The organism is Vibrio coralliilyticus (assembly GCF_024449095.1).
Taxonomy (GTDB): Bacteria; Pseudomonadota; Gammaproteobacteria; order Enterobacterales; family Vibrionaceae; genus Vibrio; species Vibrio coralliilyticus_A.
Map to the genome: position 1 here is coordinate 2,192,887 of NZ_CP024627.1, position 12,444 is coordinate 2,205,330.

General features: G+C 42.8%; 13 protein-coding genes. 11 read left to right on the top strand and 2 right to left on the bottom strand.

Going from position 1 to position 12,444, the window contains the following annotated elements; genetic code table 11:
- The first annotated feature begins 51 nt into the window (after positions 1-51).
- The 11 genes from gap to CTT30_RS10265 all read left to right on the top strand — a co-directional run bounded on the left by gap (position 52) and on the right by CTT30_RS10265 (position 11,047).
- Positions 52-1,047: a type I glyceraldehyde-3-phosphate dehydrogenase gene (gene gap / locus CTT30_RS10215; protein WP_006962931.1), complete on the top strand. Its 996-nt coding sequence runs from the start codon at positions 52-54 to the stop codon at positions 1,045-1,047.
- A gap of 156 nt (positions 1,048-1,203) precedes the next feature.
- The gene (locus tag CTT30_RS10220; protein WP_252035071.1) at positions 1,204-2,088 is read left to right on the top strand and encodes a D-hexose-6-phosphate mutarotase; all 885 of its coding nucleotides are present in this window, start codon (positions 1,204-1,206) and stop codon (positions 2,086-2,088) included.
- Between the two features lie 116 nt (positions 2,089-2,204).
- Positions 2,205-3,035, top strand: coding sequence for a 23S rRNA (guanine(745)-N(1))-methyltransferase (rlmA, locus tag CTT30_RS10225; protein ID WP_252035073.1), 831 nt, complete (start codon positions 2,205-2,207; stop codon positions 3,033-3,035).
- 71 nt (positions 3,036-3,106) lie between these two features.
- Positions 3,107-4,033, top strand: coding sequence for a ChaN family lipoprotein (locus tag CTT30_RS10230; RefSeq protein WP_252035075.1), 927 nt, complete (start codon positions 3,107-3,109; stop codon positions 4,031-4,033).
- 201 nt (positions 4,034-4,234) lie between these two features.
- Positions 4,235-4,591, top strand: coding sequence for a hypothetical protein (locus CTT30_RS10235; RefSeq protein WP_006962936.1), 357 nt, complete (start codon positions 4,235-4,237; stop codon positions 4,589-4,591).
- A 433-nt stretch (positions 4,592-5,024) separates the two neighbouring features.
- Positions 5,025-6,602: an alkaline phosphatase gene (locus CTT30_RS10240; RefSeq protein ID WP_252035077.1), complete on the top strand. Its 1,578-nt coding sequence runs from the start codon at positions 5,025-5,027 to the stop codon at positions 6,600-6,602.
- Between the two features lie 497 nt (positions 6,603-7,099).
- Positions 7,100-7,762, top strand: coding sequence for a helix-turn-helix transcriptional regulator (locus tag CTT30_RS10245; protein WP_252035079.1), 663 nt, complete (start codon positions 7,100-7,102; stop codon positions 7,760-7,762).
- Positions 7,763-8,176: 414 nt separating this feature from the next.
- Positions 8,177-8,395 carry a hypothetical protein gene (locus CTT30_RS10250; protein ID WP_252035081.1) on the top strand — a complete coding sequence of 73 codons (219 nt, stop codon included), beginning with the start codon at positions 8,177-8,179 and terminating at the stop codon, positions 8,393-8,395.
- A 54-nt stretch (positions 8,396-8,449) separates the two neighbouring features.
- Positions 8,450-9,607 (top strand): MFS transporter, encoded by a 1,158-nt coding sequence (locus tag CTT30_RS10255; RefSeq protein ID WP_252035083.1) that lies wholly within the window; start codon positions 8,450-8,452, stop codon positions 9,605-9,607.
- 1 nt (position 9,608) lies between these two features.
- Positions 9,609-10,358 carry an SDR family NAD(P)-dependent oxidoreductase gene (locus tag CTT30_RS10260; protein ID WP_252035085.1) on the top strand — a complete coding sequence of 250 codons (750 nt, stop codon included), beginning with the start codon at positions 9,609-9,611 and terminating at the stop codon, positions 10,356-10,358.
- 8 nt (positions 10,359-10,366) lie between these two features.
- Positions 10,367-11,047 carry a hypothetical protein gene (locus tag CTT30_RS10265; protein WP_239865673.1) on the top strand — a complete coding sequence of 227 codons (681 nt, stop codon included), beginning with the start codon at positions 10,367-10,369 and terminating at the stop codon, positions 11,045-11,047.
- Positions 11,048-11,175: 128 nt separating this feature from the next.
- Here CTT30_RS10265 and CTT30_RS10270 read toward each other — a convergent pair whose 3' ends face one another.
- Both CTT30_RS10270 and CTT30_RS10275 read right to left on the bottom strand, forming a co-directional pair.
- Positions 11,176-11,625, bottom strand: coding sequence for a YcgN family cysteine cluster protein (locus tag CTT30_RS10270; protein WP_239838217.1), 450 nt, complete (start codon positions 11,623-11,625; stop codon positions 11,176-11,178).
- Between the two features lie 145 nt (positions 11,626-11,770).
- Positions 11,771-12,178 (bottom strand): DUF2850 domain-containing protein, encoded by a 408-nt coding sequence (locus CTT30_RS10275; RefSeq protein WP_252035087.1) that lies wholly within the window; start codon positions 12,176-12,178, stop codon positions 11,771-11,773.
- Positions 12,179-12,444 lie beyond the last annotated feature (266 nt).

Below are 12,444 nucleotides of genomic sequence, written 5' to 3' on the forward strand. Positions count from 1 at the left end.
ATTTTACTACCAGTTATCTTTAATCAGAAATTAAGTTGTGGAGCAACTATAATGACTATCAAAGTAGGTATTAACGGTTTTGGCCGTATCGGTCGTTTCGTATTCCGTGCAGCACAAGAGCGTAGCGACATCGAAGTTGTAGGTATCAACGACCTTATCGATGTAGAGTACATGGCATACATGCTTAAGTATGACTCAACTCACGGCCGTTTCAACGGTACTGTTGAAGTTGAAGGTGGTAACCTAATCGTTAACGGTAAGACTGTACGTGTTACTGCTGAGCGTAACCCAACTGACCTTAAGTGGGACGAAATCGGTGTTGACGTTGTTGCTGAAGCAACTGGTATCTTCCTAACTGACGAAACTGCACGTCAGCACATCACTGCTGGTGCTAAGAAAGTTGTTCTGACTGGTCCTTCAAAAGACGCAACTCCAATGTTCGTAATGGGTGTTAACGACAGCACTTACGCTGGTCAAGACATCGTTTCTAACGCTTCTTGTACAACTAACTGTCTAGCGCCTATCGCTAAAGTTCTTAACGACAAGTTCGGTATCGAATCTGGTCTTATGACTACAGTTCACGCTACTACAGCAACTCAAAAAACTGTAGATGGTCCTTCTGCTAAAGACTGGCGCGGTGGCCGTGGTGCTTCTCAGAACATCATCCCATCTTCAACTGGTGCAGCTAAAGCTGTAGGCGTTGTGCTTCCAGAACTAAACGGCAAACTGACTGGTATGGCTTTCCGCGTACCAACTGCGAACGTTTCTGTAGTTGACCTAACTGTTAACCTTAAAGAAGGCGCATCTTACGAAGCTATCTGTGCAGCAATGAAAGAAGCTTCTGAAGGCGAGCTAAAAGGTGTTCTAGGTTACACTGAAGATCAAGTTGTTTCTCAGGACTTCATCGGCGAAGTTCAGACTTCAGTATTCGATGCTAAAGCTGGTATCGCACTAACTGACAACTTCGTGAAAGTTGTATCTTGGTACGACAACGAAATCGGCTACTCAAACAAAGTTCTAGACCTAATCGCTCACATTTCTAAGTAATGTAAGCTTTTAGCGAAGAATTTCGTTGAAGAAGTTGAAAAAGGCGACTCTAGAGTCGCCTTTTTAATATCTGATATTCGAGAGGAAGAAAGCTCGACGCTCATTTTATGTGCTAGCGTATCGAAAAAGCTCTCTCCCAGCGATAGGAAACAATACATGGATTTAAAAACTCTCCCAACTCTAGCCGTGCTCTCTGATAATGTCACCATCGTCGAAGTTGATCAGGTGAAAATTGTCCGCGTCATTCATGAAAAAGCAACGGCAGGCATCGCACTCCATGGGGGTCATGTCGTATCGTTTACCCCAGCAGATCAACACGATCTGATCTGGATGAGCGAGCAGGCTATCTTTGATGGTAAAACGGCACTCCGCGGTGGTATTCCTGTTTGTTGGCCTTGGTTTGGTCGTATTGCCGCTCCAGCTCATGGCTTTGCCCGCACAGCAGAATGGGAGCTGGTGGAGCACCGTGAAAATGACAAGGGTGTGATCGTTGAATTGGCATTGTTCCCGACTGAAGAGATTCACGATATTTGGCCACACATGTTCGATGCTCGTCTTATCGTTGAAATCAGTGATGAGTTGAAAGTGACATTGCAAGTCACGAACATCGATGACAAAGAGTGGACCTTCTCTGGCGCGCTGCACACTTACCTAAACGTCGGTGACATCAAGCAAACGCAAACAACAGGTATGGGCCCTGAATACATCGACAGCCTGAAAGCAGGCGAAGTCTGCCAAGGTGGTAAAATTCTTCAGCTCACTGATACCATTGACCGTGTTTACACTCAGCCAGAAGCGCAAATTTTGGTGCAAGACCCTGTATTGGAGCGGACACTAAGCGTGGAGAACCGAGGTCATAATTCAGCAGTGTTGTGGAACCCTTGGGCAGAAGGCGCACAAAGCATGGCTGACATGCCTGACAATGGCTACCAAACCATGATGTGTGTTGAATCAACTCTGTATGCACCAAGTGTTGATCTCGGAAAAACCCTTTACCCCGGCGAGGCACATCAACTCATCACCGTAATTTCTGCGCAATAACTCTTTTCTTTAGGCAGGTCATCCTGCCTTTTTAGCCTTAAGCCGCAGCTCTCACGCTAGTCTCAAAACCTGCTTCCTGTTAAAATTCGCGTTCTTCTTATCACCAAGAGAGCTTTATGTCCTATACCTGCCCTTTATGTCATCAGAGCTTATCGCTGACTGATCGCACATATCGATGTGATAACAACCATGCTTATGATTTAGCAAAAGAAGGCTACATCAATCTCATGCCCGTTCAACACAAGCGTTCTAAAGATCCTGGTGATAACAAAGAGATGATGCAAGCAAGACGTCGCTTTTTAGAAAAAGATTACTATCGTCCATTAAAAGAAAATGTCGCACAGATTTGTGCCAAGTATCTCACTGACACCCAGCATCAATTACTTGATATTGGGTGTGGTGAGGGCTATTACACAGCGGAAGTGGCCGTACAACTCTCTGCACAACACCCGAGTGCAGTCACTTATGGTTTAGATATCTCCAAGGTAGCTATCCGTTATGCTTCCAAGCGTTACACCAACTGCTCATTCAGTGTGGCATCGAGTACTCGTCTACCTTTTGCTGACAAGAGCTTAGATGCCGTACTGCGTATTTACGCGCCATGTAAAGCTGAAGAATTAGCTAGAGTGGTTAATGAAAATGGTATCGTTATCACGGTAACTCCAGCGGGCCGACACCTCTATCAACTTCGTGAACGCATCTATACTGATGTCCGATTACACAATCAACTAGTAGAAACCATAGAAGGTTTCAGTCTTGAAGAAGAAATCCAACTCAATTACATGATGTCACTCAAAGAGGGGGATGCGTACGACTTACTTCAAATGACACCTTTTGCTTGGAAAGCGAGTCAGGAACTGCGCGATTCACTAAAATCGTCTACCTTATTCGAGTGCGAGGCAGACTTCATGATTCGTATCTATCGCAAGCAACCCCATTCAGGATAATAGTTCTCATTTAGATTGAGTTATCCCTCTGCCTCCATTAGTATGCACACATCATATTTTGGAGGCACTTCATGCATAGGCATCTCACTATCCCTTTGACTTGCTTGGTATTATCGGCTTGTTCAACATCGCCTCAATACGAGGTATCCAGTTTCTACGACTATCAGCTTTTTACGCCTGATGCTAAGCCGATTTCTCTCACGCAATTACCCAATAAAATTAAGCACGCCGATGTCATCTTAATCGGTGAGTGGCATACCCACTCCGGTATCCACCGCTTTCAAACAGAACTGTTAAAAATGCTGATATCGCAAGATCAGAATATTGCTCTCTCCATGGAGCAGTTTTCGCGTGATCACCAAGATGTTGTTGATCAATACCTCGCAGGCGAAATTGGTGAACAGACTCTGATTAAAGAGACCAACGCTTGGCCAAATTATGAAAGCGACTATCGCCCTTTAATTGAACTGGCAAAAGCAAATCAAATCGATGTCATTGCCGCTAATGCGCCGAAACCCATTGTACGCTGTATAGGGCGCCACGGTATTCACTACCTCGACGAGCTCCCCCCAGAACAACGCTCTAACGTTGCTGGACAAGTCAACACTGGCTCAAGCCCATACAAGGATAAATTCATGGCTTCTATGCACCACGGTAAGCCAGAACAAACGGAAAAACAATTTGCGGCTCAAATCACATGGGATGAAACCATGGCAGAAAGTATCACTCGCTACCTAGATAAGAACCCTGCCACTCAAGTCCTTCATATCGCCGGAAAGTTTCATATAGAACAAGGCCTGGGAACAAAAGCTTCCATCCTTTCAAGACGCCCTGAGCTCAAGGTAATAGTGATCACTCCAACTGGAGAAATTGTTTCTGACAGCGAAGATTACCAACTGCAAGTGCTCAACCCACCAGTACGATATGTTCAAAGGGAAAATCGTATGAAAGCGTACCATAGCCTAGCAAAACGGAATGAGGATTTATCTTGCCTCTGAATTGGCCTCTATTTTGCTCACTTTCACAAGAAGCATTGAGCTAACATCATGTAATTTCACTTAATAACCAGCTTTTGTAGGTAACCAATAAATTAGGCACACTTTGTGCTTGAATGTATTTCATACAAAATCGGCATATTTTGCACAAGTTTTTTACTCATTGGTCGATATATTCCATGAGGATGATGTAAGGAGATCGCTATGACACCAGTAGGAATGGAGCCAGCGAAGCTGACACCAGCCCAGCAGGTCAAGCCTCAAGCGAACCAAAGTGAGCCAAATAATGGCCCAGCGCCACTGAAAGTGGAGCAAAACAAAGTCACGCTTTCTGATGAAGGAAAAGCGTTGCTTGCCGCTTTACAGGAAATTGATAAAGAAGCCAAAGCCGCTGAAAAAGCAGATAAAACGGTCGGCGATAAAGTTGAATCCTTCACGCATGGAGCATTAGGTATTGATAAGCCGGACGAAATCAAAGAAGAAGATGACGGTGCTTATTCTGCGGGGCAATATCTTTCCGCTGCGGCAACAGTAGGCGGAATACTTCTGGCGCTGATATAGATTTATTTCGACCTATTGCGACTTCCTATTAAGACAAATGCTTGTCAAAACAAGCATTGTATTTCTCTGCCCTGCTTCTGGTCCCCTACCCGACTTGGCGACTGATTTATAATGACTAATGAGGCTCGTCCTGACTCATAACGAGCTCCCTTTTTAGTTTGCCCCGTATCTTCTTGTCTTTTAACAAGCTCCTGTGTAAAAGCTGAATTCAACACTTTAACCATACAGAGGTTGTAGAGTTCACCGCACTCATAGTAGACGCTACCGTCTTAGCCTTCCCTATCATTTGATTACCTCTACCCTGAGGTGTTTTTGTGTCATCAAGCACAAAATACAATGACCAAAGTTATTTTATAAATTACATCATTGATGAAATAAATATGAAATGTAACAGTGATTTAATCGGGACGCTTTTACAAATAAGGACAATTCGATGAAGCACTTAACCAAACCTCTTGTCGCGGCAGTCGCGACTTCTGCGCTCTCTTTTAACGCTCTTTCGGCAGAAATTAAAAACGTTATCCTAATGATTGGCGACGGAATGGGCCCACAGCAGGTTGGCCTGCTTGAAACCTACGCGAACAAAGCTCCCAACTCTATTTATCAAGGCCAACCAACGGCATTATTTAAACTTGCTCAGGAAGGCGTGATTGGCTCCTCTCTGACCCACCCGGAAGATGCGATTGTTGTGGATTCAGCTTGCTCCGCAACTATGTTATCAACGGGTATTTATACAGGCTCTGAAGTGATCGGTATTGACTCTCAAGGCAACCATGTTCAGACCGTACTGGAAAAAGCCAAAAGCATGGGCAAAGCCACCGGTTTGGTTTCAGATACACGTCTGACCCATGCAACTCCAGCCGCCTTTGCCGCACATCAACCTCACCGTTCGTTAGAGAATGACATCGCATCTGACATGTTAGATACTGGCGTTGACGTAATGTTATCAGGCGGGCTTCGCCACTGGATTCCACAGTCAACCAACGAAAAAGGTGAAACATACAATCAACTAAAGACTCTGACTCAGGGCGATGTTTATCTTAAATCTAAACGTAAAGATGAACGTAACCTTCTTAATGAAGCTCAGCAAGACGGGTATCAATTGGCGTTTAACCGTGAAATGATGTCTAAAGTGCAAGGCAACAAACTACTTGGCCTGTTTTCATACTCTGGTATGAATGATGGAATTGCTTACAGCGTAAGCAAAGATGACCCTGACCGCACGCAGCCAAGCCTTAAAGAGATGACCGATAAAGCTCTGGATATCCTTTCTAAGGACGAAGACGGCTTCTTCCTCATGGTTGAAGGCGGCCAAATTGACTGGGCAGGACACAGTAATGATGCCGGCACTATGCTACATGAAATGCTTAAATTTGATGAAGCCGTCAATACTGTTTACCAATGGGCACAAGGCCGTGAAGATACCATTGTGATTGTCACTGCTGATCACGAAACGGGGTCATTTGGTTTCAGCTACTCATCTCAAGATCTACCCAAGCCAGAAGCTCGAAAGGGAGAAGCGTTTGCTGAGCGCAGCTATGCACCTAACTTTAATTTCGGTTCTTTCCAGATCCTAGATAACCTTTATAATCAAAAGAAAAGTTACTATGGTATTGTCAGTGAATTCCAAAAACTCACAAAAAATCAACAAACTGCAGCTAAATTTGCTGAATTGGTGAACAAGAATACCGAATTCCCAATCACTTCCGGTCAAGCAGCGAATGTTCTGGCCAGCAAACCCAACCCCTATCGTTTAGCAGGGCATAAGTACTTGGCCGCCGAGGAAGTACCAGCAATCAATGATTTCGATGCCTTCTTCCCATATAACGACCGCGGTAACCTGCTTGCACGTGAGCAAGCCACCAGCCAAAACATCGTGTGGGGTACTGGTACGCACACACATACACCGGTAAACGTGTTTGCCTGGGGGCCAGCAGAAGCGATCATTCCTGTCTCAAAAATCATGCACCATTCAGAATTGGGCGAGTACATTAAGACGCAGGTAAAATAATCAAGACTAGCCCTGTGATAAACGCCTCTAACTAGAGGCGTTCTAGACGACTTAAGCGGGCTTTAGTCCGTCAAAGTAAAGATAATTACCTATCAGAGCTATTCCTCCTCATCTAATTCTCAATTCCATGGGTTTGTTCAACATAGAAGCCCACTAGCCATTTTCGCTAATGCTGGTTTGTTAGTATTAAATACCTTACTCGTCTTTTTGCCTATCTACTATATACATTTAAAATGTGTATACGACGAACACGATTAAAAAATACGGTCTATCACCCCATAAAAGTAAAAGTGTAGCCTTACCTCATATTTTATTTAATAAAAGCGACCACTATTGTATTTTTTCAATCATAGCTATTTAAATATACATTTATTTTATCTAAAAATAACTTAAACAATATGACACATAGAGTTATACTGACGAAGATATGGATGTAACGAAATATATTAGTGTATAAAATGAATTATACTGACTTTGAAATGCTGCTAAGCAGGAAAATGTTAAGTACCATTGCTAAAAAGTTAAATTGCTTCGGTATACATTACTTTTCTTATGTAATTTACTCTAAAAAAGAAATGTCATCACATGCAATGGTTTCAAACTTTCCAAATTTTTGGTTAGCCAAATATAAGAAAGATAAACTGTATAAAGAAGATCCCATAATTAAGCATGCTCGAAAATCAATAGCACCTTTTTCATGGTTTGATGAGAACTCCACTAAATTTGAAGATATTAAAGGAGTAGAGGTTGATTCGAGCAAGAGAAAGGACATGGTGACAGGGTATACTTTCACTTTGCATGATCACCTCAACAACTTTGCCGCATTGACTGTATGTGATATCGAACATGAGACAGAATTTCATAACTTAGTTAAAGCTTGCGAGGACAAATTACAGATGGTATTGATTGATACCCATCAGCAAGTCGTAGCATTACTATCACAACAAGTTCAAAAAGATCTTAAACCGATACACCTCACTGAACGTGAAAGAGAAGTATTGCATTGGGCTTGTATGGGGAAAACATACTCAGAAATATCTATTATCCTTGGTATCAAGCATGTGACCGTAAAGTATCATGTCTCCAACTTGTGTAAGAAGATAAACGCCAATAACATCAAACAAGCCATTCGAAGATACACAGAGCTAGGCCTAATATAGCTGGTAATGAGCGCCCCAATCGCTCAACTTCTCGCTCCATAACTACTCTATACCTCCCTCCTTATTGACTTATTAAACGATAACAGTACCTATAATTTATTATTTCCCTGGCAAAAATTCATTTAGGGACAATACCTAAATTAGTACAGACTTTGCCTAATAGGAAAACTTAATATATTGATTTTTTTGTCATCTAACTCTATTTGGTAAAACCCTATAATGACAAATAAAATAATAACATCTTACTTTTAAAAATGACTTTTTTGTCAATTTATGAATATAAACCATCGTTAGATATATTTTTACTAACCTATCTATAAGGATAGTACCTTACTGAGTTGTTGCGTTTTATATTACTCCCTCTCGCCTAGGCATGTTTTCTAGGCTTTTGATTGAAAGATACAGAGGAAGGAAATGAACACACATCAAGGCTTAGAAAGTAAATCGCTACAAACCAAAATTAAAACACCCAACGTCGCTTATGAACAACACTCTACATTAATTGTTGATAGTGAGGCCCCAGATATCATCGTACATGAATTGGATTGGGATGATTATAAACGAGAAGATATTCAAACTGTGATGACGAACGTATTAACGCTTTCTCGATCCTTCCATTCCTCTGGGCAGTGAAGTCCTAGTCACCTCCAACCTACTCTAAAAAACTAATGCAATAGGAAAATAAACATGCATTTATCTATATACATATTAAGCCTCAGCATTTTTGCCATGACCACTTCTGAGTTTATGGTTGCGGGTATGTTGCCCTCTATTTCAGATGCTCTGAACGTTAGCGTTCCAATGGCCAGTTTCCTAGTTTCTATTTTTGCAGCAAGCATTGTTGTTGGTGGACCGGTTTTGACCCTGTTGTTATTCAGGTTCAAGCAAAAATCATCCCTGATATTTTTAATGTTGCTGTTTTTTGTCAGTCAGGTTATTGGTGCTGTTGCAGACAACTATTCGACGATGGTTGTGTCTAGAGTCCTTGGAGGCGTAGCTGAATCTGCATTCTTTGGAGTCGCTATTTCTATCGCAGTTGGCATGGTGGATAGTGATAAGCAAGGCCGAGCGGCGTCCATTGTCTTAGCTGGAATAATGATAGCAAGTGTGGTGGGTTTACCCATGGCGACGCAAATCGATCAGAGTTTTGGTTGGCGATTCAGTTTTTGGCTCGTCGCATTACTAACGTTAGCGTGTACTGTCATTGTGATGTTCTCTGTGCCTAACTCCCCCCGCCCAATGAACGTATCAATTAAAGCCGAACTGGCCACTTTGAAGAATAAGAACCTATGGGCAGCCTATTGCACCAGTGGGTTAATCATTGGCGCGACCTTCTCTGCCTTTACATTCTTTGCACCAATATTCACTCAAGCAACGCGGCTCGACCCATCCATGTTACCCGCTCTATTCGCTTGTTATGGTATTGCAACGGTTATAGGAAACATCATTGTCGGTCGATGGGCTGACAAGTACGCAATGCAAATCATGGTTATCGGCTTGCTGATACTCGCGACAGCCTTAATGCTGATGGCGTTAAACATTACTAACGCAACCATCGCAATAGCGTGCGCAATAATTATCGGATTTGTCGGACTGCCGATGAACCCAGCAATGGTCACTCGTGTCATGCGTGTTTCGAACAATGGCGCATTGGTTAACTCTTTACACATGTCTGTGATTAATCTCGGCATTGTCGTAGGTTCATGGTTAAGCGGACTGCTGGTGCAAGCAAAATACGGCTGGAGTGCTCCTTTGTGGTTCGGTGTCGCCTTAGCACTACTTGGCTTAGTTAGCCTACTCCCTTATTTGAAAAACAATTCGTTAGTGTTGGAAATGGAAAAATAGTATGAATACGTCATTTGAAGGCAAATATATATTGATTACAGGAGCGGCTGGTGGCCTTGGTACACAGCTTGCTCGTACATATGCGCAGCTTGGAGCAAACTTGCTCTTAGCCTCAAGAAATAAAGCGAAGCTGGATGATTTAGCCACTAGCTTAGCGCAGTTCGGGGGGGCTTATCATACTTTTCCATTTGACATGGCTAGCCAACACGGTGTCGAAGATTTGTTTAATCGCATTTCTAAAAAGATCGATCACATCGATATTGCCATTAACAATGCGGGTAGTTTTGCTGCGGGGGAGTTAAGTGAAGGAGAGTTTGAGCAACTGATAAATATCAACTTAACTGGCACATGGCGCTGTTTAAATGCAGAGCTAGCTTTGATGTCAAAGGGCAACAAGGGGGTCATTGTCAATATATCTTCACTGATAGGCAGAAACCTAACGGCTCCCGGCCTTTCCGCTTATGCCGCTTCCAAAGCCGGACTTGAGGCTCTTTCTCGCTCACTTGCAAAAGAATATATCGGTCAAGGAGTCCGAATTAATACTGTTAGCCCAGGTGCTTTCGACACCGATATGTCGCTGCTTCCCGGAGAATCACGGGAAGAGCGAAATAAACGCTTTGCGCCACTGATCCCTGCTGGCCGCATAGCGACGCTAGAGGAAGTTGCGAATACAGTGGTTTGGGTCAGCTCGGATGAAGCCAGCTTTTTTGTAGGCCACGATTTCGTCATCGATGGTGGCGCTAGTCACTAGGAGTAAGCATGAGTAATATTGAATTGTCGGTCGTATCTTCAGAACCACTGAATCAGCATGTGCAGAAAGTCATGTTAAAGCCAAGCATTCCCCTCGAGTTTCAAGCTGGGCAGTACATGGCACTTGCTGTGGGTTCTGATAATTGTCGTTATTATTCAATCGCGTCCCCAGAAATGGAGTCCGAGCTGATTGAGTTACACATTGCATCAACCCATACCAGCAAAAACGGGTTAGAGAAGTTACTTGAGAGCAAGCAAGCAAGGCTAGTCAAGCTGGGGGGGAAAGCGGTTCTGAGAAAAGACTCTTGTGCGCCAGTACTGTTAGTCGCAGGTGGTGTAGGCTTTTCTTATGTTCGTTCAATCTTGCTGAGCTCCCTTGCAATTTCGCCAAACCGAGATGTACATGTTTATTGGGTCGCTAGAGAAGAAAAGCAACTATACGCATTAGAGGAATTGAACGATTTGGTTGCACGGTATCAGAACTTGAAGTTGACCACAGTCGTAAAAACTGAAAAATCGCCTCGTGGTATCGACCTTCTGTTTGAAGAGATAAAGCATGAATATAAAACGCTAGCTCATTCGGAAGTATACATATCGGGTAGATTTGATACGTCGCATATTTTGCGTGAACGTTTAACAAAAGAACTCCATGCAGTGCCGAAAAATATTTTTAGTGACGCTTTCTCTTAGTTAATAAATGAAGCCACAAGGTAACTTGTGGCTTCATTATTATTGGTAATAATAAATTTATTAAATTTCATGGCCACAGGTTAAAGGTAAGACTTACTGAAAAACCATGATCAACTTTTAAAAGTGCGCTAGTTCTTTTTAGCCCATTCAGGTAAGTTTTGGATGTGGTCCTGCCAGTCCACCACATCAATCTCATACACTACTTTATTGCGTACGCTTTCACCCGCTGCATGCATCGCCGACTTAGACCCTGTGATTAGAGGATGCCATTCAGGAATAGGTTGCTTCTCTGCTAATAAGCGATAAGCACAAGTGTGTGGTAGCCAAGTGAAATCATCGATGTCTTCTCGGGTGAGTTTGGTGCATTCCTCTCCTGATGTGAAGCGATTGGGATAATCTTTGCAGGAACAGGTTTTACTGTTTAACCAGCTGCAAGCCACATTGGTGTAATAGATTTCATCCGTATCTTCATCCATGAGCTTATGTAGGCAACATTTCCCACAGCCGTCACAGAGGGCTTCCCACTCTTGCTCGGTCATTTGTTCTAGTGATTTACTTTCCCAAAATGGCTGGCTCATAACATTACTTCGTATCGGACAAGGGGAGCGATTTATACCGTTTAGGCGAGTAAAGTTCAAGGGGAATTTTCATGCTGAACGAAGCCATGATAACAGTATTTTTAGCACTTTCGAAAACGGCTTGATAAGCCATCATCCAAAGAATTTAGCGACCTCTCATTGGATGACCTAAAGCGTAATCTTTTGTAGGTTGCTTGAGATATTTAGCTTTATAGGTGCCATTAAGGTGTACCAAAGTACCTCTTAAGCGATCTAAATGGTAACGCTGTTCACTATTACCTAAATTAAACGCCAGAGTTTCACCATCAAACAAGAAGTGTGTACTAATTAAATCTTCGTTCCAATAGATACCCTCTTCTGCGACGTGAAGTGTGTTTGCAGCATAAGTTGCGACGTTCGACTCTTCCCAGACACCCAGTAATTCTTGGCGCGCCAACTGGTATTCATGATCAACCATTAAGTAGATGCCAACACCCACCATAATCGATCCACAAAACCCAATAACAGAGAGTATTTTACTGGAATGCTTTGCCCAAAAGCTTTTAGTGCTCATTTAACACAACACTCCTAATTATATTTTTCATTCCAAAACGCCAAAAAGCGCTCTCCCTAGCCTCTAAGCTTAGCGGAGTACGTTCAAAACCAACAAATAGTTAAATCAGAGCAAACCATTCAATTTTTCGCTCTCTTCCACTATTCACACAAAATATACAGGCGTCCAAATCCACAGCGTTATTAAATTGGCTATAGAATTTGCTATAGAAATAACACATAAATTTTATACTGCTATACGCGATCTTTTTTGCTACTATCGCGCCC